This window comes from uncultured Clostridium sp. (assembly GCF_947072515.1).
In the GTDB taxonomy this organism is placed as follows: domain Bacteria; phylum Bacillota; class Clostridia; order Clostridiales; family Clostridiaceae; genus Clostridium.
The window spans coordinates 73,622-97,545 of record NZ_CAMTIG010000002.1 but is presented as its reverse complement, the minus strand read 5'-3'; the positions used below and the strand labels follow the sequence as shown (position 1 = coordinate 97,545).

Annotated in this window: 22 protein-coding genes, 1 tRNA gene and 1 riboswitch; of the genes, 8 read left to right on the top strand and 15 right to left on the bottom strand. The window is 28.1% G+C overall.

Annotated features, from left to right (window positions below; all coding sequences use genetic code 11):
• Positions 1-224: 224 nt before the first annotated feature.
• The 4 genes from Q0W06_RS01380 to Q0W06_RS01365 form a co-directional block, all read right to left on the bottom strand.
• Entirely contained in the window at positions 225-1,397 is a 1,173-nt protein-coding gene (locus tag Q0W06_RS01380; protein ID WP_297630317.1) for an NADP-dependent malic enzyme, read from the bottom strand.
• A 146-nt stretch (positions 1,398-1,543) separates the two neighbouring features.
• A complete protein-coding gene (locus Q0W06_RS01375; RefSeq protein ID WP_297630315.1) occupies positions 1,544-2,062 on the bottom strand; it encodes a chromate transporter in 519 nt (172 codons plus the stop codon).
• Positions 2,063-2,611 carry a chromate transporter gene (locus Q0W06_RS01370; protein ID WP_297630312.1) on the bottom strand — a complete coding sequence of 183 codons (549 nt, stop codon included), beginning with the start codon at positions 2,609-2,611 and terminating at the stop codon, positions 2,063-2,065.
• A gap of 189 nt (positions 2,612-2,800) precedes the next feature.
• Positions 2,801-3,691, bottom strand: coding sequence for a LysR family transcriptional regulator (locus Q0W06_RS01365; protein ID WP_297630310.1), 891 nt, complete (start codon positions 3,689-3,691; stop codon positions 2,801-2,803).
• A gap of 139 nt (positions 3,692-3,830) precedes the next feature.
• Here Q0W06_RS01365 and Q0W06_RS01360 point away from each other — a divergent pair, with 139 nt between their 5' ends.
• Both Q0W06_RS01360 and Q0W06_RS01355 read left to right on the top strand, forming a co-directional pair.
• A complete protein-coding gene (locus tag Q0W06_RS01360; protein ID WP_297630307.1) occupies positions 3,831-4,439 on the top strand; it encodes a DUF2628 domain-containing protein in 609 nt (202 codons plus the stop codon).
• A gap of 101 nt (positions 4,440-4,540) precedes the next feature.
• Positions 4,541-5,365: a hypothetical protein gene (locus tag Q0W06_RS01355; RefSeq protein ID WP_297630304.1), complete on the top strand. Its 825-nt coding sequence runs from the start codon at positions 4,541-4,543 to the stop codon at positions 5,363-5,365.
• Between the two features lie 114 nt (positions 5,366-5,479).
• Here Q0W06_RS01355 and Q0W06_RS01350 read toward each other — a convergent pair.
• A tRNA-Trp gene (locus tag Q0W06_RS01350) sits at positions 5,480-5,555 on the bottom strand.
• A gap of 46 nt (positions 5,556-5,601) precedes the next feature.
• A complete protein-coding gene (locus Q0W06_RS01345) occupies positions 5,602-6,471 on the bottom strand; it encodes a zinc ABC transporter substrate-binding protein (RefSeq protein WP_297630301.1) in 870 nt (289 codons plus the stop codon).
• Between the two features lie 186 nt (positions 6,472-6,657).
• On the opposite strand from Q0W06_RS01345, the gene tsaE reads away from it, so the two are divergent.
• The 3 genes from tsaE to rimI are packed head-to-tail and all read left to right on the top strand — an operon-like array spanning position 6,658 to position 8,266.
• On the top strand, positions 6,658-7,116 hold the full coding sequence (tsaE, locus tag Q0W06_RS01340) for a tRNA (adenosine(37)-N6)-threonylcarbamoyltransferase complex ATPase subunit type 1 TsaE (protein WP_297630298.1): 459 nt from the start codon (positions 6,658-6,660) through the stop codon (positions 7,114-7,116).
• A complete protein-coding gene (gene tsaB, locus Q0W06_RS01335) occupies positions 7,117-7,824 on the top strand; it encodes a tRNA (adenosine(37)-N6)-threonylcarbamoyltransferase complex dimerization subunit type 1 TsaB (RefSeq protein ID WP_297630295.1) in 708 nt (235 codons plus the stop codon). It begins immediately after the preceding gene.
• Entirely contained in the window at positions 7,814-8,266 is a 453-nt protein-coding gene (gene rimI / locus Q0W06_RS01330) for a ribosomal protein S18-alanine N-acetyltransferase (protein WP_297630293.1), read from the top strand. Before tsaB ends, rimI begins: the two co-directional genes overlap by 11 nt.
• 66 nt (positions 8,267-8,332) lie before the next feature.
• Here rimI and Q0W06_RS01325 read toward each other — a convergent pair whose 3' ends face one another.
• Together Q0W06_RS01325 and Q0W06_RS01320 are read right to left on the bottom strand one after the other, a co-directional pair.
• Entirely contained in the window at positions 8,333-8,935 is a 603-nt protein-coding gene (locus Q0W06_RS01325) for an ECF transporter S component (RefSeq protein WP_297630290.1), read from the bottom strand.
• 118 nt (positions 8,936-9,053) lie between these two features.
• Positions 9,054-9,171, bottom strand: a riboswitch (FMN riboswitch).
• A gap of 70 nt (positions 9,172-9,241) precedes the next feature.
• The gene (locus Q0W06_RS01320) at positions 9,242-11,407 is read right to left on the bottom strand and encodes a Tex family protein (RefSeq protein ID WP_297630288.1); all 2,166 of its coding nucleotides are present in this window, start codon (positions 11,405-11,407) and stop codon (positions 9,242-9,244) included.
• Between the two features lie 152 nt (positions 11,408-11,559).
• Here Q0W06_RS01320 and Q0W06_RS01315 point away from each other — a divergent pair, with 152 nt between their 5' ends.
• Positions 11,560-11,892 (top strand): hypothetical protein, encoded by a 333-nt coding sequence (locus tag Q0W06_RS01315; RefSeq protein WP_297630286.1) that lies wholly within the window; start codon positions 11,560-11,562, stop codon positions 11,890-11,892.
• A 609-nt stretch (positions 11,893-12,501) separates the two neighbouring features.
• Entirely contained in the window at positions 12,502-13,347 is an 846-nt protein-coding gene (locus Q0W06_RS01310) for a M28 family metallopeptidase (protein WP_297630284.1), read from the top strand.
• A gap of 94 nt (positions 13,348-13,441) precedes the next feature.
• On the opposite strand, the gene prfB is transcribed toward Q0W06_RS01310, so the two are convergent.
• From prfB to Q0W06_RS01280, 6 genes are all read right to left on the bottom strand, one after another.
• Positions 13,442-14,543 (bottom strand): peptide chain release factor 2 gene (gene prfB, locus Q0W06_RS01305; RefSeq protein ID WP_297630281.1). Its coding sequence is split into 2 segments (ribosomal slippage): positions 13,442-14,464 and positions 14,466-14,543, totalling 1,101 coding nucleotides; the frame shifts between segments, so codons are not numbered across the junction.
• 118 nt (positions 14,544-14,661) lie between these two features.
• Positions 14,662-17,184 carry a preprotein translocase subunit SecA gene (gene secA / locus Q0W06_RS01300; RefSeq protein WP_297630278.1) on the bottom strand — a complete coding sequence of 841 codons (2,523 nt, stop codon included), beginning with the start codon at positions 17,182-17,184 and terminating at the stop codon, positions 14,662-14,664.
• Between the two features lie 207 nt (positions 17,185-17,391).
• On the bottom strand, positions 17,392-17,922 hold the full coding sequence (raiA, locus tag Q0W06_RS01295) for a ribosome-associated translation inhibitor RaiA (RefSeq protein ID WP_297630275.1): 531 nt from the start codon (positions 17,920-17,922) through the stop codon (positions 17,392-17,394).
• Positions 17,923-18,339: 417 nt separating this feature from the next.
• The gene (locus Q0W06_RS01290) at positions 18,340-18,975 is read right to left on the bottom strand and encodes a phosphoribosyltransferase family protein (protein ID WP_297630272.1); all 636 of its coding nucleotides are present in this window, start codon (positions 18,973-18,975) and stop codon (positions 18,340-18,342) included.
• Positions 18,948-19,916, bottom strand: a complete 969-nt coding sequence (locus Q0W06_RS01285; RefSeq protein ID WP_297630269.1) for a hypothetical protein — start codon at positions 19,914-19,916, stop codon at positions 18,948-18,950. Before Q0W06_RS01285 ends, Q0W06_RS01290 begins: the two co-directional genes overlap by 28 nt.
• Positions 19,917-19,933: 17 nt before the next feature.
• On the bottom strand, positions 19,934-22,168 hold the full coding sequence (locus tag Q0W06_RS01280) for an ATP-dependent RecD-like DNA helicase (RefSeq protein ID WP_297630266.1): 2,235 nt from the start codon (positions 22,166-22,168) through the stop codon (positions 19,934-19,936).
• A gap of 119 nt (positions 22,169-22,287) precedes the next feature.
• Between Q0W06_RS01280 and nagA the strand changes: the two genes are divergently transcribed.
• Positions 22,288-23,424, top strand: a complete 1,137-nt coding sequence (nagA, locus tag Q0W06_RS01275; protein ID WP_297630263.1) for an N-acetylglucosamine-6-phosphate deacetylase — start codon at positions 22,288-22,290, stop codon at positions 23,422-23,424.
• A 93-nt stretch (positions 23,425-23,517) separates the two neighbouring features.
• On the opposite strand, the gene Q0W06_RS01270 is transcribed toward nagA, so the two are convergent.
• Complete coding sequence (locus Q0W06_RS01270; protein ID WP_297630260.1) at positions 23,518-23,880, bottom strand: hypothetical protein; 363 nt, start codon at positions 23,878-23,880, stop codon at positions 23,518-23,520.
• Positions 23,881-23,924: the final 44 nt, after the last annotated feature.

Below are 23,924 nucleotides of genomic sequence, written 5' to 3'. Positions count from 1 at the left end.
TTTCACTATTTTTTAAATACTTTTTCTATTAATTATACTATTTACCCACAATTTACAAGTAATTTTCGTCTTTTAATATTAGATTCATATCTTTATCGTTAAACTTTTAACTATTAAATAAACTAAAATACTCCCTTATATAATAGATATTTTTTTTAATATATCTACTGTATAAGGGAGTATTTAAATTCTAATTTTTTTGATATTTTACTTAAATAACTATTTTATATTCTTGCAACTCCTGTTTCTTTTGCTGCTTTTGCTACTGCATCTGCAACTTTAAGAGCTAAGCTCTTATCTAAAGAAGATGGTATAATATTTTCATCATTTAAGTCTTTTTCATCTATTGCAGTTGCTATTGCCATTGCTGCTGCTATTTTCATTTCTTCATTTATTTCTTTTGCTCTTACTGATAATGCACCTTTAAATAATCCTGGGAATACTGATACATTATTTATTTGATTAGGTAAATCTGATCTTCCTGTACCCATAACTCTTGCACCTGCTGCTTTTGCTATATCAGGCATAATTTCTGGAACTGGATTTGCCATTGCAAAAAGTATTGAATCTTTATTCATAGATTTAACCATTTCAGCAGTTACTATATTTGGAGCTGAAACTCCTATAAATATATCAGCACCTTTTAATGCATCTTTTAAAGAACCAGTAATTTTCTTTGGATTAGCTATTTTAGCAAAATCTCTTTTAGCATAATCAATTTCTTCCATATCTTCATTTATAATTCCAACTTTATCACATGGAATTATAGTTTTAACACCTGCTGACATTAAAAGTTTAGCTATAGCTGTTCCTGCAGCTCCCATTCCATTAACTACAACTCTAACGTCTTCAATTTTTTTACCAACTAATTTTAAAGCGTTCATAACACCTGCTAAAACTACAATTGCTGTTCCATGTTGATCATCGTGGAATACTGGAATATCTAACTCTTTTTTTAATTTTTCTTCTATTTCGAAACATCTTGGTGCTGAAATATCTTCTAAATTTATTCCCCCAAATCCTGGTGATATAAGTTTTACAGTGTTAACTATTGTATCTACATCATTTGAATCTATACATATTGGAAATGCATCTACTCCTCCAAATTCTTTAAATAAAATAGCCTTACCTTCCATAACTGGAAGTCCTGCTTCTGGTCCTATATTTCCAAGACCTAATACTGCTGAACCATCTGTTACTACTGCAACCATATTTCCTTTTGAAGTATATTTATATACATCTTCTTTATTTTCTTTTATCATTCTACAAGGTTCTGCAACTCCTGGTGAATAAGCAATACTTAAATCATCTCTTGTTTCTACTTTTAATTTAGAAACCACTTCAATTTTCCCTTTTTTAGCTTCATGTACTTTTAAGCTTTCTTCAAAAAAATTCATTTGAACTACCACCTTTTTTTTATAATTTATATTTAAATAATTGTTTTCTTGTTTTCTTGTTTATGATTTTATTATATTCCATTTTTTTATGTAACATAAATATAAATTTCTTATTTACTCATAAATTTTTCTTATTTATATAAAATTTAATGTAGTATAAGTCCTAATATCGCACAAATTATAACTATAAAAATCAGATTTAATTTTTTTGAGAATAGTAAAATGCCAGCTATAACAGTTATTACAATTTCTTTCCAATCTCTATATGCAGATCTTCCTAATGAAATGAATGCACTAATAATCAATGCTATTAACGCTGGTTTCATACCAACTAAAGCCGCATTCCATATTCTAGAATTTTTAACTTTTTCAAATGCAAAGTATGAAATTGTTACTATAATAATTGGTGCTGTTGCAAGTCCTATTATTCCAACAAGTCCACCTAAAAATCCTGCTAATTTAAATCCAATAAATGCTGTTAAATTACAAGATACTGCTCCTGGTGATATTTGAACAAGTCCTATATATGACGTAAATTGCCTTGCTGTTAACCAATGATGGTCATTTACTACTATCTTTTGTATATATGGAAGCATTGCATATCCACCACCAAAGGCAAGCGCTCCTATTTTTAAAAAGGCAAAATATATTTTTGCAAGTAACATCTATTTTGGCACCTCCCTTTTAAAAATTCCAAATACAACAATTCCATAAATAGCTGAAACTATTATTACAAAAGCAGGGTTTATATGAAATACTGTCAATGCTACTAGTGCTATAATTGCTACTATAATATTGTGTAAATTTTTAGGCATTTTTTTACTAAAATTAACCACAGCCATTAAGACTATCATTGGCACCAGTGCATCTATTCCATCTAATATATATTGAACATATATATTATGGTTAAAATTCATAAAAAAGCTAGCTAATATATATATCATTACAAACGGAGGAAGTAAAGCCCCTAAAAGGCATGCTGCCGCTCCAAGTGGTCCTCCTAATCTAAATCCTACAAATAATGATGAACCTATAGCTAATGGTCCTGGAAAGGTTTGACACAGCCCAATTATCTCCATATATTCTTCATCATCCATAAGTTTCTTATTATTAACTACTTCATCTTGTATAACTCCTATCATTGCATAACCCCCACCATGAGTTATCATAGATACTTTAAAGAAGATTAAAAAAAGCTGAAATATTTTTTTCATTTTATCACTTCCTAAATTTAATATGTTATTTTTTTATACTTTCGTATTCTCTACTTAGCTATTATACCCTCTATCATTACATATTAAAAATATAGTTTACTTATTCACTCATAAGTAAAATTTATGAGCATAACTAATACTATTAAGGAATATAGATATTCTTAGCTATGAAAACATAAACATTTCTTATTAACCTTCATTTATTTCTTTATTTTTTTCTTTTATAGTTTCCACTATCTTTTTTTCTATATCTATTAAATAATGTTCTTTTTTAGTTGCTATTGATATATAAAAATCTATAGGACTTCTTAAAGGAATTCTTTTTATTTCTTTCATCTCTCTTACAACCATATCTACCATAACTCCAACACCTAAATTTGCTGCTATTAATGATTTTGCTGTTTGCACTTCATTTGTATAGTATATTTCTGCTGGTTTTATTTTATCTTTGTTTAATAATGTATCAAATACAGAAGAATGTACATATCCATCTCCTAATACTATAAATTTTTCTTTTGTTAATGCTGAAAAATCTAGAATTTCATCTTCTAATAGCTTATTTTTTTCACTAATACACATAACAAACTTTTCTTTTGTTAATAAACTACTATCTATGTTTTCATCATTTAGTTCTTTTAACGAACCAACTAAAGCTATATCAATTTTCCCTTCTAATAAAAGTTCTTTTATCTTTATGGATCCTGCTTGAACAAATTCAATATGCTCAATAAGTTTTTTCTCCATAAGCTCTGGTATAAACTTTGGGAAAAAATATGCTCCTATTGTAGGTGATATTCCCAATTTAATTTTTTTACTTTCTATTTTTTCTATCTCTATCTTTACCTCACTAATTTCATGCAAAATATTATCTATTCTCTTTTTTAAAATTTCCCCACTTTGTGTAAACTTTACTTCTTTATTTGAATGATTTCTAATTACCAATTTTGTCCCTAACTCTTTTTCTAATCTATTTACAGCTAAAGTTACAGATGGTTGAGAAATAAATAATTTTTCAGCAGTTTTTGTGAAACTTTTTATTTCATAAAGACATTTAAAATACTCTAAATCTCTTATATTCATATTACTTCACCTCATATTATATTTATAAAAATTATAATGCTTCGCTACAGTTATAGTAAACATTATTTTTAGATTTTAATGCATATTAACCTTTTAATTTGTAAAAACTACTTTTAACAAAGCTTTAGGAGGTCTTTATATGAATGAAGAATTTAATGATATAAACGAAAATATTAAAAATTCAACTACAGATGCTTTTATTAAAAGTGATTCTGAACTTGCTGGAGAAGCTTCAATTTCAAATCATGATTTATACACTTATATAGGTCCAAAAAACTTAGACTATTATGCTAGAATCTTTAAAATACATCAAGGTTCTGATAATTTTGTTTCTTGGAATTGGTGTAGTTTTTTCTTTACACCATTTTGGTTACTTTATAGAAAAATGTATCTTTGGTTTTTAGTTTTCATGATAGCTGAATCTATAATTGATACGTTCTCTTTCATGTTTCCTTTTTTAGGATTTCTTTTAAAAATTGCTTTAATGGTTATTTTCGGACTTTTTGGAAATTCAATATATTTAAACAGTGCTAAATATCGTATCCGTAAAATTAATAATACATTTCAAAGTTATAAACATAAAAATCTTGTTTTAGAAAGTACAGGTGGCACTAACTTTATTGCTCCATTAATTCTTTTTGCCATCTTAGCTGTTTTCACATTAACTATCGGTGTTACTGCTGGAGCTCTTCTTTCTAATCCTTTAAACAACTTATTATCCGGATACAATATCACTATCGGTCAATAGTCTTATTTAAAAGGTAGATATCTTATCTGCCTTTTTGTTTTGCATTCTTTTTATATTTTATATACAATATTTCTGTACTCATTTATTTAGGAGGATTATTTATGATTAAAATATTAGAATGGAGTCTTTTTATGACTTTTAGTCTCGTTTGCTCTCTTATAGCATTTGGATTCTTAATTAGATTTATAGAAAATAAAAGTAATACTTATATTTATAACACTTTTGGTAAAACAGGATTGATTGGATACGGAATTTTAGGTACAACCATTCATGAATTCAGTCATTTTCTTATGGCTAAATTGTTTTTCCATAAAATTATAGACATAAAATGGTTTTCTCTCTCTATAAATAATAACGGAGAACTCGGACATGTGACTCATAGTTATAATAAAAAAAATCTTTATCAACGAATTGGCAATTTCTTTATAGGAACAGCTCCTTTACTTATAGGATCTTTAATTCTTATATTTTTTTATTGGCTTCTTTTAAGAAATAGTTTTTATACCATATTAAATCATATAAATTTAGATAATTTTCTAAATTTAGGAAGCACATTTACTTTTACTAGTTTTTTTAAGCTTCTATTAAGTAAATTTAGTTTTATTCTTCAAAACACTTTTACTTTATCAAATTTCGAAAGTTTATCTTTTTGGATTTTTTTATTTATTTCTATTTCTATCAGTACTCATATGAGTCTAAGTCGTGCTGATTTAAAAAATGCTATTGATGGAATCTTATTTATTTTTATTTTTTCTTTAATAGTCAATGGAATATTTCTTTTGCTTAGTATCTCTTTCTCTACCTTAGGCTTTTATCTAATTTCTTTTAATATATTTTTAATTTCTTTTTTATCTATCGGATTATTTTTTTCTCTTTTATCTTTAATTATTTCATTTCTTTTCTTTAGTGTTAAAAAACTTTTTTAAAATAAAGCTAGCATCAGCTAGTTTTATTTTAATTTATTTTTCTTTTCACTATACATTTTCTTTATCATTTTCATTACATATAAAAAAAAGCACTTAGATTAAATCTAAGTGCTTTGGCAGGGGCAGTAGGACTTGAACCCACAACCAATGGTTTTGGAGACCACTACTCTACCAATTGAGCCATACCCCTTCAGAACAAATATTATTATAATATGTTTTGTAAGGATAGTCAACATTTATTTGTATGCATTCTCTAAATTATTTATATTATTTTGTAATAATTCTAAATATCCCATATTTTCATTTTCTAGTTGTAATTTTATAACGGGAATTCCTTTTACCGCTTCTTTATCAGTTGAATTTTGAATTACAAAAATATTCTTTTCCTTTAAATTATTCTGTTCCATATAATCATTAAAACTAATATTTTCTGGAACTACTATATAATTTATACCTAAATCTGATAATAAATATTCAAAGTCATTATTTCTAGTTAAAAATACCGGCTTATTTTTACATTTAGATTGCACTTTATTAAACCCAGACAATGTTTCATTCATACTTTTTATCATATCATTATAATTTTCTTCATAAAAAGACCTATTTGCTGGATCTTTTTCTTGAAGTGCTGATTTAGCATTATAAAGAATAATCTGATATTCATTTGGTCCAGTCCAATAATATGGATTCCCCTTTTTATTTCCATCTATAGTATATTGTTTAGATCCAATTCCTCTTGAAAGATCTATAACTCCTACTTCATTTCTATTTAGGTTTGAAATAAATTCATTTGCCCATGGTTCATAGTTATTTCCGGCATAAAAGAAAAGATTCATATTTGAAACATTTTCTTCTGCTTCCTCTGTTGGTTTATATTCCTCATTATTCTTTTCATTACTAAACATATACTCAATATTATGCTCACCTTTTGTCAATGCATTTAACATATAGTATTCCGATTTATTCGATGCCATTATGTTTAAATATACTCCTCTTTCTGCATGATTAACATCTGTTGTATCTGCTAAAAGTGGTTTTGCTATTCCTCCAAGCCCTAGAAAAAATACTCCTGTAACTATAAGCATAATAAATGTTAATTTCTTCACCTTTTCACCTCCAAGGAGATTTTCTTATATGTATTTTCCTTTTTTTTCAATTTGTAAAAATATAGTTTATTCTCATTTTACACGGTTTATATATTTTTTTCAATATAAAACAATACATCACTTTTCAAATTTAACTTTTTTGGATAAAATAAAAGATAAAGACTAAGTTTTGAAAGGAGTAATTTAATGATTTATGAAGTTAATTCAATTGAAGAAACAAAATCAATTGGCTTTAATATAGGTGAAAATTTAAAATCTGGAAATATAATTTGTTTAACTGGTGATTTAGGAACTGGTAAAACTCATATTACAAAAGGAATTGCAGAGGGTTTAGATATTCATGAACCTATTACTAGTCCTACTTTTAATATTGTAAATGAGTATCATAGTGGTAGACTTACACTTTATCATTTTGATGTTTATCGAGTTAACGATCCTGATGAAATATATGCTATCGGTTTTGATGATTATATTTTCTCTGATGGAGTTTCAATAATCGAATGGGCAAACTATATTGAGGAAATTTTACCTAAAGACTACATACATATCTTCATAGAAAAAGATTTATCTAAAGGTGAAAACTTCCGTAAAATTCATATTAATACTTATGGAGAAGAATATAATTATATAAAGGAGATTTTTTAAATGTTAATTTTAAGTGTTGACTCATCTTCTAAATGTGCTACATGTGCTTTAGTTGATGATAATGGAATAGTATCTGAGTATACTTTAAATAATATGCGTGAGCATTCAGTTTTAATGATGCCAATGATAGAAAGAATTTTAGAAGATTCTAATAAAACTATAGATGATATAGATGGTTTTGTTGTTTCTAAAGGTCCTGGATCTTTTACTGGTCTTAGAATAGGTATGGCAACTATAAAAGGTCTAAGTTTTGGTTCAAATAAGCCTTATATAAGCATCTCATCATTAGATGGATTAGCTCTTTCAGTTGGTTCTTTTGATGGAATTATTTGTCCTATTATGGATGCTTTAAGAGACACTGTATATACAAGTTTTTATAAGTTTAATAATGGTAAACTCCAAAAACTTCTAGATTACACATCTCTTTCTTTAGAAGAACTTAAGGAAGAACTTAATTCTAGAAATGAAAAGGTAATTTTCATTGGAGATGGTGTTTTTAAACATAAGACATTCTTAGAAGAGAATATTTCAAATGCAGTATTTGCTTCTAATAGTGTAAATGTTGTTCGTGCATCAACTATTGGAGAGCTTGGTTTAGAATTATTAAAGAAAGATATTCATGATGATGAAAATTCAGCACCTCTATATCTTAAACAACCACAAGCAGTTCGTGAATTAAATCAGAGGTTACAAATGAATGGACAATAGGATTTACTTTATGGATGAAAGTCATATAGAAGGTGTTCAAAAAATAAGTGAACTTAGCATAAAAGATTATTGGAGCATTACAGAACTTAGAAAAGAGCTTACTAATAATGTAGCTAAATATCTTGTTTATATTGAAGATAATAAAGTTGTTGGGTTTATTGGTCTATGGATAGTTTGTGATGAAGGCCAAATTACAAATATAGGAGTTCATCCTGATTATAGAAAACGTGGGATTGCTACTAGCCTTCTAAATGCTACAATAGAATATTTAAAAACATTAGATTGTAATATAATAACCTTAGAAGTTAGAAAATCTAATTCAAATGCATATGACCTATATTCACAAATAGGATTTTCTGATGAAGGTGTTAGACGAAAATTCTATAAAGATGGTGAAGATGCTATCATAATGTGGTATCGCTATGAAGATTTTGAAGATTAATAAAAGCATGGACAAACGTCCATGCTATTTTTGTGTAATGAATATATTTAGAGACATTTTAAATATCTAACTAGCAAGTCTTTTCTCTTCTTTTTTTCTAGCTGCAAGCTCAACATCAGCTTTAAATATAGAAGTAGATAATTTTTTATATAGTACATAAGTTAATCCACTTACCAGACTTCCTTTTATAAGATTAAATGGAAGTAATCCAAAAATTATATATTCTCTAAGTTGTGCTCCTGACATTTGCATTTTGAATAATGGTAAAAGAATATATATATTTGCAAGTATTCCTACTATTATCATACAAACTATTCCTACTATCATTCCAATAAGTGCATTTGTTTTTGTTTTATTTCTGTGATATATAAAACTTGCTGGTAAAATTAATGATACTCCAACTATAAAATCAGCTAACTCTCCAACTCCACCTGTTGCACTTCCTGTAAAAAATCCTAATAAACATTTTACAAACTCTAATATGATTCCTGTTAATGGTCCAAATACAAAAGCACCTATTAGTATTGGTAAGTCACTTAAATCAATCTTAAGCCATGGTGCTATAGGTATAATAGGTATACTTATAAACCCTAATAAAAATGCTAGTCCTACCAAAACTGCTCCTTTTACCATTTTTTGTGTCTTGTTTTGTTTGTTTGTATTTGTCATGTCTTTTCCTCCCCAAATTTATCTTCTTTGGGTAAATTAGAATTTTTAAATGATTATTATAAAAAAAGCCCTGAAACATATAGTTTCAGGGCGCAAACATTCAATAAGAAAATTCTAATCTTACCTTCTTTCATCCAGACTATACTGTCGGCTTCGGAGTTACACCGAATCATGCTAAAAATTAGCTCGTGGGCTATACCACCGGTGGGGAATTACGCCCCGCCCTGAAGATATTAATATTTTATTTACGTTATAATTATATCAATCTTATCATTTTCTTGTCAACTGTTTTCCAAAATATCTTTTCTAATTTTTTCCAACATTTTTCATTGTAAGACTTATTCTATTTCTTTTACTATCTATTTCCATTACACTAACTTTAACTATATCTCCAACTTTAACTACATCTAATGGATGTTTTACAAATCTATTTGCAAGCTGACTTTTATGAACTAATCCATCCTGATGTACTCCTATATCAACAAATGCTCCAAAGTCTGAAACATTTCTTACCGTTCCCATAAGTTCCATTCCTGGTTTTAAATCTGATAACTCTATAACTCCAGTTTTTAATATAGGTTTTGGCATCTCATCTCTTGGATCTCTTCCTGGTTTTTGAAGTTCTTTAACTATATCTTCTAAAGTCATTTCTCCAACTTCTAAATCCTTAGATAATTTAGATAGACCTAACTCCTTAACTCTTTCATCAATATCATCTAGTTCCTTATTTTTTAAATCATCCATTTTATATCCTAGTGTTTTTATAAGTTCTTCTGCTATTTTATATGATTCTGGATGAACTGATGTATTGTCTAATGGATTTTTGCTTTCCATAACTCTTAAAAATCCTGCACATTGTTCGTATGCTTTTTGTCCTAATCTCTTTACTTTCAAAAGTTCTTTTCTAGTCTTAAATTCTCCATTTTCTTCTCTATAAGCTACTATATTTTCAGCAATACTTCCATTTACTCCTGAAATATATGTTAAAAGACTTGGTGTTGCAGTATTTAAATCTACTCCAACTTTATTAACTGCATCTTCAACTACTCCTGTTAATGATTCAGATAATTTCTTTTGAGTTACATCATGTTGATATTGACCTACTCCTATAGCTTTAGGATCAATTTTAACTAGTTCTGCTAATGGATCTTGAAGTCTTCTACCTATGGATATAGCGCCTCTTACAGTAACGTCTAAATCTGGATATTCTTTAGTTGCAAGTTTTGATGCAGAATAAACTGATGCTCCTGCTTCTGAAACTATAACATATGATATTTCTCTTCCCTCTTCATTTTTTATCTCTTTAAGCATTTCACTTATAACTTCTTCTGATTCTCTTGATGCAGTTCCATTACCCAATGAAATAACTTCTACTCCATATTTTTTAATTAAAGATTTTAAAGTTTTCTTAGCTCCCTCAATATCTTTTTTAGGTACTGTTGGATATACTGCTGTATTATCTAAAAACTTACCATTCTTATCTAAAATAGCAATTTTACATCCTGTTCTAAAACCAGGATCATATCCCATTACCACTTTACCTTTAATAGGTGCTTGAAGTAATAAAGCTTTTAAGTTTTCTTTAAATATTTTTATAGCTCCCTCTTCACCCTTTTCTGTAAGTTCACTTCTTATTTCTCTTTCAATTGATGGATATATTAATCTTTTTAGAGAATCTTTTATAGCTTCTTTTAAATATTCATCAGTACTATCATTTCCCTTTAATATATTATTTTCTAAATAAGTTATTAACTTATCTTCACCTATAATTATTTTTACTGAAAGTATCTTTTCCTTTTCTCCTCTATTAATAGCTAATATTCTATGAGGTGGAATTTTAAATACTTCCTCACTATATTCATAATACATTTCATATGGAGTTCTCTCTTCACTAGAACCTTTAGTTTCTATTTTACCGTCTCTAAAAGTAATATTTCTTATCCATTTTCTATATTTTGCTTCATCAGATATTTTTTCTGCAATTATATCTAAAGCACCTTTTATAGCATCCTCTACAGAATCTACTCCTTTTTCTTCACTTATATATATTTCAGCTTCTTTTTTTATGTCTCCCTTAAAGCTTCCATCCATTATAACTATGGCAAGTGGTTCTAATCCCTTTTCTTTTGCTATTATTGCTCTTGTTCTTTTCTTAGCTTTATATGGTCTATAAAGGTCTTCCACTTCTGTTAATGTTTCTGCTTTCTCTATATTTAATTTTAAAGCATCATCAAGCTTTCCTTGTTCATCTATAAGTCTTATAACAGCTGACTTTCTTTCCTCTAAATTTCTTAAGTAAATAAGTCTTTCTTCTAAATCTCTTAAAATCTCATCAGAAAGTCCTCCTGTTTTTTCTTTTCTATATCTTGAGATAAAAGGAACTGTATTTCCTTCATCTAACATTTCTATAACATTATTTATTACATTTAGCTTTAAATTAAGTTCTTTAGCTAGTTTTTCATTTATATTCATAACAAAACCTCCAACCTTTATTCTACTTAATTATTATACCCTTTATTCCTTCCTTATCAATATTTTTTGTATTTTTTTCATTTTTTTGTATTTTTTATATTCTATTTATTGTATAATTTAAATTGTAAATATTTGTAAATAAGGAGGCAGCTATGATTAAAATAATTCAAAAAACTTTATCACTTATACTAATAATACTTCTACTATTACTATTTTTCGATTATTTTAAAGTAATTGAATTTGACAAGATCTTAAAAAATTCATTTGCTTTCATAATAATAATTTGCTCTGTAATATCTTCAATGTTAGTTATTTTAAGTAATTCACCTGGTTTTATGAAGTTTATAAACTATGTGATAATCGGCTCCCTTGTTCTAGGTGGCATGCTTATTATAGTAAATAATAAACTTAATATTTTTGTAGCTTTATTTTTAATTTTTACTACAGCCTATTCATTAATAGATATGTTATATAAAAGCAATTAAATCTTTATACTAAAAAGAAGTCTTAGTTACTTATCATTTATTAATTCATATTAAGGAAGTTACTTTAATAAATATTAAAGTAATAATTTTTTAAGGATGATTAAAATGTAAAAAAAACTTTATAGACTTCTTTTTATTTTATCTGCAGTTATTTTTATTCTATTATCTTTCATCTACATACCTTATCGTGATTTTGATAGTTTAGAATTAAAAGAAAATATTTCATTTTTAACTTCAGATAATATAGCTGGTCGCTTACCTGGTTCAAAAGAAAATGATATTATTGCTGAGGAAATTGCAAAGAAACTAAAAGAATTAAAGCTTCTACCTCTTTCTAAAAATTATAAAGAGGGCTTTCAACTAATAGTACCTGATCAAATATCCTCTACAGCTACTTTATCCATACAAAATGGAGCAAGCTCTGTAAGAGATTTTAATTATGGTGTTGATTTTAAAGAAGATTTTTTAAACTTTAAAGCTAGCGAAATAACTTTAAACAAATCTGATAATTTTAAAGTTCATAAAAATGCACTTACATTTAAAAGAGATGATGATATATTTTTATTTTATATCTCTGATGATGAAAGCTTTCAATTTAGAAGTTCTTTTATGCATAATTCCAAAATTGCTTTCTCTGTAGCTTTAACTAAAAAAACCTATGAATCTATATTAGAAAGTATTCAAACTGGTAAAACTCTTTATTGTAAACTACCCTATTCCACTAAATTAACAGAAGTATTTAATGTAGTTGGAAAGATTAAAGGAACTGATTCCTCAAAATCACCTTTAATCCTCTCTGCACATTTTGATCATTTAGGTACAGATTGCCTAAATAATATTTATTGTGGCGCACTTGATAATGCATCTGGAGCCTGCTTTTTATTGGAACTCGCAAAAGTATTCTCCTCTATTAATCTAAAACCTGAACGTGATATTATTTTTGTCTTCTTAAATGCAGAAGAGTTTGGTCTTCTTGGTTCAGAGGAATTTTCTAAAAAATATTCAGATATAGTAGAGGGTAGTCAAATAATTAATATCGATATGATTGGGTCTCCATCAGAAACTTTATCTCTAGTTAGAAGTGAACATTTAAAAGAAGTTCCTTCTGATAATCTCAATTCTCTAATAAAACTTAATAAATCAACTCTTTCTATTAAGTATGAAAATTCAAGTGATCATACAAGCTTTAACAAGTATGGTGGTGACTCATTAACTGTAACCAATGATGATTCTAGTAGAATTCATACACCTAATGATAGAGAAGAATTTATCTCAACTAAATCCCTCGATGATGGTTTTAATCTTCTAAATAAGAAGATTATCCAATATTGTTATTCTCCTTTCAAAAGAGCAATCCTAAATAATATTTTTTATTTATTATCTTTTTCTATTTGTTTAAGTTATATTTTCTACAAGAATATTATATTTATCAAGAAAAAGAAATCTAATTTCTAAGTAATCAAAAAAGCCTATCTAAAAAGATAGGCTTTTTAAAAGAGCACTAAACTATATAAGGGGGATTAGATAGTTTTAGTTTTTATAATATATACTATTCTTTTCTATTTAATTCTGCTACTATAAATTTATCTATCTCTCCATCCATTACACTTTGAACATTTGATGTTTCTTCCCCTGTTCTATGATCTTTAACTAAACTATATGGATGGAACACATATGATCTTATTTGACTTCCCCATCCCATATCCTTGAGTTCTCCTGTTAAATCTTCAATTCTTTCTTTATGAGCTCTTTCTTTAAGTTCTATAAGCTTTGATTTAAGCATTTCCATAGCTGTATCTCTATTAGAAAATTGGCTTCTCTCATTTTGACACTGAACTACTATTCCAGTTGGCTTATGTGTTATTCTTACTGCTGATTCTGTTTTATTGACATGTTGTCCTCCAGCCCCACTGGCTCTATAAGTATCTACTTTTAAATCATCTGGTTTAATTTCAATATCTTGTTCTTTTGTAAGCTGTGGTAATACCTCTACTGATGCAAAGGATGTTTGCCTTTTACCATTTGCATTAAAAGGTGATATTCTAACTAATCTATGTATACCCTTTTCTGCTTTTAAATAACCATATGCAAATTCTCCTGAAATTTTTAATGTTACACTTTTAATTCCTGCCTCATCACCTTGAATTAAATCCACAGTTTCCACAGAAAAGCCATGTTTTTCACACCATCTTGTGTACATTCTCAGAAGCATTTCTGTCCAGTCATTTGCATCAGAACCTCCAACACCTACATGTAGCGTAAAAATAACATCATTTCTATCATATTCACCTGATAAAAGTGTTTGAATTCTATATTTTTCAACTTCATCTTCTATAAATTCTATTGAGTCTATTATTTCATTTATGGATTCATCATCATCCTCTTCCATAAACTCCTTTAATACTTCCACATCATCTAATGTTCTATAGATTTTATTAAAGTTTTCTTTTTTATCTTTTAGAAATTTACTTTTTTTAGTTACTTCTTCAGCTTTTTTTATATCATCCCAAAAGCCTGGCGTTTGCATAACTAAATCCAACTCTGCAATTTGTTTATCTAAGCCTTCATTGTCAAAGTAAATTCCCCATTTCTGTAATTTTTTCTTTTAGTGCAGGAATTTTAGATAAAGCTTTTTCTAAATCTACTCTCATAATTACACCTCTTTCTAAAAAAGATTGAACCTTTAGGTTCTTATTTTAATTTTATATATTATCAAATACTTTGAAAATAGCAGTGAGCTACTCTAACCCACTGCTATTATTTTATTTATTAAACTTCTCTTCCACAGCAATTTTTATATTTCTTACCGCTTCCACATGGACATTTATCATTTCTTCCTGTAGTTACTTCTTTTCTAACTGGTTCTTTCTTTTTAGGTTCATTTCCTTCTAAACCTCCACCACGAACTTCAGTAGTCTTTTCTACTACTCTTTCTCTTTCTGGTGCTTTTTCCATTTGAACATGGAAAAGATATTTAACTGTATCTATTTTTATAGATTGGATCATCTCTTCAAACATTTCGCTACCTTCCATTTGGTAAGCTTGAACTGGATCTATTTGTTTAAATGCTCTTAAACCAATCCCTTGTTTTAAGTGATCCATTGCATCTATATGATCCATCCATTTCATATCAACGTTTTTAAGAAGAACTACTCTTTCAATTTCTCTAATTCTTTCTTCTCCAAACTCTAATTCTTTGCCTTCATAAATTTCCATAGCCATAGCTGTTAGTTTTTCTTTTATTTCTTCTATATCAAGATTTACTAAATCATCTATAGTTATTCTATTGCTTGGAATACAAATCTCATCTAAATAAATTACAAGTTTCTTTAATGCTTCTTCATAATCCTCTTCTACACCTGCTAGATGATTTTCTACGGCTCCAGATACAACACTTTTTATCATGCTAAGAATTTCATTTTTTAAATTTTCACCTTCAAGAACTTCTCTTCTTTGTTTGTAGATAACTTCTCTTTGCATATTCATAACATCATCATATCCTAGAAGATTCTTTCTAATATCAAAGTTATGTCCTTCAACTTTCTTTTGAGCACTTTCTATAGATTTAGTAATTATTTTACTTTCTATAGCATCATCTTCTTCAAGTCCTAACTTATCAACCATTGAGTGTGTTTTTTCCGACATAAATATTCTCATTAAATCATCTTCTAAAGAAATATAGAATGTTGATTGACCTGGGTCTCCTTGTCTTCCAGCACGCCCTCTAAGCTGATTATCTATTCTTCTAGATTCATGTCTTTCAGTTCCGATAATTTTTAAACCACCAGCTTCAATAACACCTTCACCTAATTTGATGTCTGTTCCTCTTCCGGCCATATTAGTTGCAATTGTAACAGAACCTAATTCTCCAGCTCCAGTAATAATTTCTGCTTCTTGTTCATGGAATTTCGCATTTAATACTTTATGTGTAACTCCTCTTTTCTTTAAAAGACCTGCTATTATTTCTGATTTTTCAATACTTGCTGTACCAACAAGCACCGGTTGACCGTTTTTATTTGATTCAATTATTTCGTCAACGATTGCTTTATATTTGCCTTGTGCTGTTTTATAAACAACATCATGTCTATCTGCTCTTTGTATTGGTAAGTTAGTAGGTACAACTATAACATCTAAGCCATAAATTTCTCTAAACTCATTTTCTTCTGTTAACGCTGTTCCTGTCATTCCTGATAACTTATTATACATTCTAAAATAATTTTGGAATGTAATTGTTGCTAATGTTTTTGATTCTCTAGCAATCTTAACATTTTCTTTAGCTTCAATTGCTTGATGAAGACCATCTGAATATCTTCTACCTTCCATAAGTCTTCCTGTAAATTCATCAACTATAATAACTTCTCCATCTTTAACCATGTAGTCTTTATCTTTTCTCATGAAGTAGTTTGCTTTAAGTGCTTGTGTTACATAATGTTGTAATTGCATATTTTCAGCATCTGCATAGTTTTCTAAATTAAATGTTTTTTCAGCTTTCTCAACACCTTGATGAGTTAACATAACCGCATTTGCTTTTTCATCAATTGTATAATCTTCTTCTGCAATTAATTTTTTTACAAAGAAGTCAGCAACCTTATAGAATTCTGTTGATTTTTCCCCTGCTCCTGAAATTATAAGTGGTGTTCTAGCTTCATCAATTAAAATTGAGTCAACCTCATCCACTATAACAAAGTTAAGGTCTCTTTGAACCATTTCCTCTTTATATATAACCATGTTATCTCTTAAGTAATCAAATCCGAATTCATTATTTGTTCCATAAGTGATATCGCAATTATATGCTGCTCTTCTATCATCATTACTTATATCATGAACTACAACTCCTGTTGTTAGTCCTAAAAATCCGTATACTTCACCCATTTGTTCCATATCTCTTTTTGCAAGGTAGTCATTAACTGTAATTACATGAACTCCTTTTCCTGACAATGCATTAAGATATGCTGGAAGTGTTGCAACTAAAGTTTTACCTTCTCCGGTTTTCATCTCTGCAATTCTTCCTTGATGTAGAACTACTCCTCCTGCTAATTGCACCTTATAATGTTTCATTCCTAAAACTCTCCATGATGCTTCTCTCATAACAGCAAATGCTTCTACTAATATATCATCTAAAGTCTCACCCTTTGATAATCTTTCTTTAAATTCATTTGTCTTCCCTTGAAGCTCCTCATCTGATAGTCCTTCAATTGTAGGAGCTAATTTGTCTATCTTCTCAACTATTGGTTGTATTCTTTTTACTTCTCTTTCGCTATATGATCCAAATAACGCTTTAAATATTCCCATATTTTCTTCCTTTCAAAATTAAAACAAATTACTAATTTCTAAAATTAGCCAATCTTATTCGTACATTCTTAAATTATACCATTTATATGGCCATTTTTTCAACTTTTCACCTTTTTTATTTATATATTCTAAATTATACCCAAATTTTATTCTCTATACAATAAAAGCTTCATAGATAAAATTATCTATGAAGCCTTAATTTATTTTTTATTTATATTCTGGATCTAACAATCCGTAATTTCCATCTTTTCTTTTATACACTACACTAACGTTATTTGTATCAGTATCTTGATATACAAAGAAATTATGCCCTAAAAGTTCCATTTGTAATACTGCCTCGTCTGAATTCATAGGCTTAACTGCAAAACTTTTAGTTCTTACTATTTTCCCTTTAGATTCTTCTACATCTTCCATATCTGCTGCAATTTCTGCAAATCTTAAAGATTTATTATATTTTCTACTTAACTTAGTTTTTTGTTTTCTAATTTGTCTAACTAATTTTTCTTCGACTAAATCTATTGATTTATACATATCGTTAGTTGATTCTTCCGCTCTTAACATTATTCCACTGAAAGGAATTGTGACCTCTACTATGTGCGCATTTTTTTGTACTGCTATTGTAACTTTTGCTTCTACTTCTTTCTCAAAATATTTTTCAAGCTTTGCGATTTTTCTTTCTATTCCATCTCTTAGCCCTTCTGTTATTTCAATATTCTTTGATACTACTGTTACTTTCATAAAGTCCAGCCCCTTTCTCTATTAAAAGACTTATACTAAACCCTTTAGTTTATATGTGAAGCTTTTAATTACTTCTTGTCTATATTATATCATTTCCAGAAAACATTTTCAATATTGTGTTAGAATTTTCTGAAAATTAATAATTGCAAAAAAATAAGCATGGACAATAATACATTTGTATATTTCCATACTTTCTTTTTTGTAAAGTTAGCTGACCTGGTTTTTGCCCCCACACTCGCCTACTGGAACTTTCGCTACCCGGACTTAACCTCTCACTACTAATACTCTCAGATTTTCTCTGGTAGGACTTACCTCTATACCGCACCATGCTCACTAGAATCTTTGCCTAGGTTACGTGGATCGTTTTGCCTGCGACTAGCATCGACTTTCAACCACAGACCTAACTTTACATTAATATTATATATCACTTTTCCCAATAGTCAACAGTTTTATACTTCCTATTCCACCATTTTTCAAAATTTTTTCACATTCTTTTAAGGTTGCACCTGTTGTTATGACATCATCTACCAATATAAGTTTTTTATTTTTTATCTTCTCTTTATTTATAATTTTAAATATTCCTTTAACATTATTACTTCGTTCTTGTTTACTTAAAGTTTTTTGTTCTCTTACATCTTTTACTTGAATAAGTGTCTCTATTACATCAATTTTTAAAACTTTCCCTGCCTTTTTACAGAGATATTCACATTGATTAAACCCTCTTTTTTTCATTTTTCTTTTGCTTATAGGTACAAAAGTTAAAATATATTCTTCTTTCTCATCTTTTAATTTTTCTATTAAAAATGATGCTAAAACTTCTCCTGCATTAAAGTTTTTCCTAAATTTAAAAAGAAGAATTAATTCTTTTAGTTCTTCATTATAGTATGCATAACTTATATCACTTTTTTCACATTTCACTATTTTTTTAGAACATTTATTACAAATACCTTCTGCCTCTTCTTTACAAATTAGGCATTCATTTTTTTTAGGAAATATTATCTCTAAAAACCCTTGAAATATCATATCTAGTACATTGAAAATTTCTCGTCCCATAATTTTTTATTGAAATTTCTAGTTAGCTTTCTAGCTCTCTCAATTTCTTCTGTTTCATTTCTACTAACTAATATAACTTCTCCTGTTTTAGTAGTTATCTGTCCGCACATATAAATAATTTTTTTATAGTCTAATTTATTATTATCTGCAAAAAGAGCAACTATTCCATCTAATCTAGAAATATTACATAATGCCTCCATATTGTTTGTTATTATAAATATTGCCCTATCTTTAATATTTAAATCATTTTTATATTCCGTTTCTTTTATAATTTTTACATTATCCAAATTAATTTCTTTTAAATAATAATGATATAGGCTTTCTACATCATCTGCATATGGAACCCAAAATACAACCTTACTTCGTCTATTTTTAAACCATAATATATAATCATAAAGGCTATATGGTATATCTTTTTTCAAATCTATTCTAGTAGTTATTACTCGAGGCTCTAAGAAACGTTCTCTTACATTTAGACTACTCAAATCTATTCCATCTTGGTTAAATGAGCAACTTTGTATTCCATATATAATAATTTTTTTACTATGAACTTTACACTTATTATATAATCCTTCTACCGCAAATTCATTTATTTTAAAATAGGTTGAAACATCATCTATAATAATCAAATCATAGTCTCTACTTATGTTATATGTGTGTTTAAATGACATAAATACTAAATTTGCTTCACTTAACCCATTTACAGAATATGCAATCTTTCCTTTGTTTCCTATTTGCCTATATATTTCTTTGCTTAAATTTTCATATCCCCAAATATATAGAATATGACCACCTTTTTCTACTATTTTAGATATGATTTCACTAAAAATACTATTACTTTGAAATGGTCTTCCATAAAATTGAAGCAAACTTAAATCATTCTCTAAAAAGTTATTTAATTTTTTATTTATAGCTTTAATCTCATTCATATTTTCTTTCAAAGTAATCTCCTCCATATCTACTTTTCTACAAATTCATGATTTGTTATTTCCTTTATTTTATGTTCAAGTGCCGAATATCTTTCCATACTTTTTGTATTTTTAACCATATAATTTAATGCTTTTGTCATACCGACTACCACTACTAATTTCTTAGCTCTTGTAATCCCCGTATATAATAAATTTTTATTCATAAGAAGCGATGAACCCATAAACGATGGTATTATAACCACTTTAAATTCACTTCCTTGACTTTTATGAATTGTAATTGCATAAGCAAGTTCTAATTCATCTACATATACATAATCATATTTTACTTTTCTTTCATCATCAAATATTACTGTTATAATTTTTTCTTCTTCATTTATAGATTGTATAAAGCCCATGTCTCCATTAAAAACTCCATCACCTTCATACTCACCTTCTCCTGAAACACGAGTCCATTTTAAAGAGTAATTATTTTTTGTTTGCATAACCTTATCGCCTTCTCTAAAAATAATTTCTTTAATTTTCTTTTCTCTTTTACCTGGGTCCTTAGGATTCAATACTTCTTGAATTCTCTCATTCATATTTTCAACACCTAGAATCCCTTTTCTCATCGGTGTTAAAAGTTGAATATCTCGTAATTTATCCCAATCCTTATTAAACTTAGGCAGTCTTCTATTTATTAAATCTATTATAGTATTTAATATTTCTTCATTATTTTCACTTCTTATAAAATAAAAATCATTTCCTTTTTTATTTAAATGAGGCATTTCCCCATTATTTATTCTATGTGCATTTACAGTTATTAGACTTTCAGCTCCTTGTCTAAAAATTTCTTTTAAACGTACGACTTTAATAAACTCACTGTTTATTAAATCATTTAGAACATTTCCAGCCCCAACTGATGGTAGTTGATCAACATCTCCCACAATTATAAGCCTTGTTCCAAGCTTTATAGCTTTCAAAAGATTATTCATTAAATTAACATCAATCATAGAAGCTTCATCAAGTATGACAACATCTCCTTCTAATGGCTCTCCATCCCCTTTTAGGAATGTTGTTCTTTCTCCACCTTCATCTGAAACTCCCATCTCTAATAATCTATGAATAGTTTTAGCTTCTCTTCCTGTTGACTCTGACATTCTTTTAGCTGCTCTTCCTGTTGGTGCTGCTAATAAAACTTTTAATCCATTTTTTTCGTATATGTCAATAATACATTTTATTATTGTTGTTTTCCCTGTTCCTGGTCCACCAGTTATTATTTCAATTCCTTCTATAAAAGCATTTAAAATCGCTTCATTTTGCGATTTAGCAAATATGATTCCCTGACTTCTTTCGAACATTTTTATTTCATGTTCTACATCAGTATTTATAGTTTGAAAATTTTCAATTCCAAGCTCTATTATTTTTTTTGTTATCCCAATTTCACTATAATAATATGGCAATGAAAAAACAGCTTCTTGATCCTTTATTTTTTCAATTATTATTCCTTTTTCTAAATAATAATTGTATATGTTTTCCTCTATCAATTCTTTTTCAACCACTAAAGTTTCTCTTGCTTCTTCAATTAATCGCTCTTTAGGCATATATGTATTTCCATTAGCACAAAATTTATTTAACACATAGTCTATCCCACTTTTTATTCTATGAGATGATCTTGTTTCAATTCCCATGTTCATTGCTATTTTATCAGCCGTTTTAAATCCTATCCCTGATATTTCTTTACATAATCTATATGGATTTTCCTTTACTAAATCCTTTGCTCTATCCCCATATTTTTTATAAAGTTTTATACATTGATTATTTGAAAGTCCATATTGTGTAAAAAATAAAATTATATCTCTCAATCCTTTTTGTTCCTCATAAGATTCATATATAATCTTAAATTTTTTATCTCCAATTCCTTCTATTTCTTTCAATCTTTCAATATTGTTCTCTAGAACTTCTAATGTATTTTCTCCAAAATGAGCGACTATTCTTTTAGCTGTAACAGGACCAATTCCATAGATAACTCCTGCACTTAAATATCTTTCTATTCCTTCTATTGATGTTGGAAGTATTTCTTCATACATTTCTATTTTAAACTGTTTTCCAAATTGTTTATGTACAACCCATTCTCCAGTTAACTTTACATTTTGGCCTTCTTTGGCAAAAGGTACAGCTCCAGTTGCTGTAACTGTTTGATTATTAAATAACACCTTTAAAACTGTATATCCCGAATCCTCACTTTTAAATACTATACCTTCAACTAAACCAACTATACTTTCCATCTTTTCACTCCAAATCCTGCCTTGTTGTTTATATTATTGACTTTATATTATATAATTATAGCATAAGACATTTAAGTAAAATTAATTTTGTCTACTAAATTTTCTTGGAGGTGTAATATATGATAATAAAAAATTGTAAAATAATCTTTATCGATAGAATAGAAGAAGGCTCTGTTCTTATCAAAGATAATAAAATTGTAAAATTCAATCCTGAAGATTCAGAAGATTCAAATATTATAGATGCTAAAGGAATGTATCTTTCACCTGGATTTATTGATGTTCATATTCATGGTGCTGGTGGGCACGATACTATGGATGGAACTGTTGAAGCAATAAACGAAATTGCTAAAACTATTTGTAAATTTGGGACAACATCATTCACACCAACTACAATGACAGTTGCTGTTGAAGATATTCAAAAATCAATGGAAGCTATCAAATATACAAAACTTAATGGAACAGATGGTGCTAACGTTTTAGGTGCACATCTTGAAGGTCCTTTTATAAGCCCAAATGCAATTGGTGCTCAAAATCCAAACTTTGTTGAAGTTCCTTCTATAGAAACTTATGAAAGAATGGTTAAGGGATGTGAAGATGCAGTAACATCAATAACTATTGCTCCTGAAGTAGATGGTGCTAAAGAACTTATCGAATATTTAAGTAAAAAAGGTGTTGTTTGTTCAATTGGACACACTAAAGCTACTTATGCTGAAGCTATGGATGGAATACATTGTGGATGTAACCATGCAACACACTTATTTAATGCTATGACAGGATTTGCCCACAGAGAACCTGGAGTTGTAGGTGCTGTTTTCGATTCTGATATTACAACTGAGACTATTTCAGACGGTATTCATATTGCTTATCCCTCTTTAAGAGTTGCATATAAACAAAAAGGAACAGATAAAGTTCTTTTAGTAACTGATGCTATGATGGCTTGTGGAATGCCTAATGGTAAATATTCACTTGGTGGTCAAGATGTATTTGTTAAAGATGGTGCTGCAAGACTTGATGGCGGAACTTTAGCTGGTTCTATATTAACTCTTGATAAAGCTGTTAGAAATGTATATAAAAATACAAGTTATCCTTTATATGAAGTAGTAAAAATGGCTTCTCATAATGGTGCTAGACACTGTAAAGTAGAAGATAAAAAAGGACAAATCAAAGAAGGTTACGATGCAGATTTACTTCTTTTTGATGATGAGATTAACATAAACACTGTAATTGTAAACGGAAAAGTTGTTCATACAATATAATTGAAAAGAGAGATGTTTTAGATATTTATCCTGTCTACTTGACAATGAACATATCATAATAACATCTCTCTTTCTTATTATCTAACTTCTTTATTAAAAAATAATATATAAAACAAAAATAAAAAATGCAATTATTATTAATCCACCTATAAGGCAATATAATTTCATCTTTTTAATATATTCATTATAATATTCACACATTTCCTCTTCATTTTCTAATTCTATATTTTCTTTTATCTTTTTTTCACTACTTAGTCTTTCAATTTCCTCTTTTATTTTCTCTTCTATTTCATATGTTTTATTTTTTTCTTCCATATCTTTTTTTAGTTCTTTTCCATCTCTATTTTCATCAATACTATCTGTAGCCTTAACAATTGTTTTTTCTAGTTCTTTTCCACACTTAGGACATTTATTCAGTCCTTTTATCAATGCATCATTACACTTAATACAAGACATTCTATTTCCCTACCTAACAATTATTTACTACATTATATTTTTTA

Coding starts and splice junctions, on each gene's coding strand:
- raiA (WP_297630275.1), bottom strand. CDS start 17,922: ATGAAAGTAACAGTAGTATCAAAGAATATTGAAATAACAGAAGGGCTA.
- Q0W06_RS01370 (WP_297630312.1), bottom strand. CDS start 2,611: ATGAAAAAAATATTTCAGCTTTTTTTAATCTTCTTTAAAGTATCTATG.
- Q0W06_RS01380 (WP_297630317.1), bottom strand. CDS start 1,397: ATGAATTTTTTTGAAGAAAGCTTAAAAGTACATGAAGCTAAAAAAGGG.
- Q0W06_RS01325 (WP_297630290.1), bottom strand. CDS start 8,935: ATGACAAATACAAACAAACAAAACAAGACACAAAAAATGGTAAAAGGA.
- Q0W06_RS01315 (WP_297630286.1), top strand. CDS start 11,560: ATGATTAAAATAATTCAAAAAACTTTATCACTTATACTAATAATACTT.
- Q0W06_RS01280 (WP_297630266.1), bottom strand. CDS start 22,168: ATGGAAAGTATAGTTGGTTTAGTTGAAGGTATAGTATTTAAAAGTGAG.
- Q0W06_RS01375 (WP_297630315.1), bottom strand. CDS start 2,062: ATGTTACTTGCAAAAATATATTTTGCCTTTTTAAAAATAGGAGCGCTT.
- Q0W06_RS01290 (WP_297630272.1), bottom strand. CDS start 18,975: ATGGGACGAGAAATTTTCAATGTACTAGATATGATATTTCAAGGGTTT.
- Q0W06_RS01365 (WP_297630310.1), bottom strand. CDS start 3,691: ATGAATATAAGAGATTTAGAGTATTTTAAATGTCTTTATGAAATAAAA.
- tsaE (WP_297630298.1), top strand. CDS start 6,658: ATGATTTATGAAGTTAATTCAATTGAAGAAACAAAATCAATTGGCTTT.
- tsaB (WP_297630295.1), top strand. CDS start 7,117: ATGTTAATTTTAAGTGTTGACTCATCTTCTAAATGTGCTACATGTGCT.
- Q0W06_RS01270 (WP_297630260.1), bottom strand. CDS start 23,880: ATGTCTTGTATTAAGTGTAATGATGCATTGATAAAAGGACTGAATAAA.
- Q0W06_RS01310 (WP_297630284.1), top strand. CDS start 12,502: ATGCATAATTCCAAAATTGCTTTCTCTGTAGCTTTAACTAAAAAAACC.
- nagA (WP_297630263.1), top strand. CDS start 22,288: ATGATAATAAAAAATTGTAAAATAATCTTTATCGATAGAATAGAAGAA.
- Q0W06_RS01360 (WP_297630307.1), top strand. CDS start 3,831: ATGAATGAAGAATTTAATGATATAAACGAAAATATTAAAAATTCAACT.
- Q0W06_RS01355 (WP_297630304.1), top strand. CDS start 4,541: ATGATTAAAATATTAGAATGGAGTCTTTTTATGACTTTTAGTCTCGTT.
- rimI (WP_297630293.1), top strand. CDS start 7,814: ATGGACAATAGGATTTACTTTATGGATGAAAGTCATATAGAAGGTGTT.
- secA (WP_297630278.1), bottom strand. CDS start 17,184: ATGGGAATATTTAAAGCGTTATTTGGATCATATAGCGAAAGAGAAGTA.
- Q0W06_RS01320 (WP_297630288.1), bottom strand. CDS start 11,407: ATGAATATAAATGAAAAACTAGCTAAAGAACTTAATTTAAAGCTAAAT.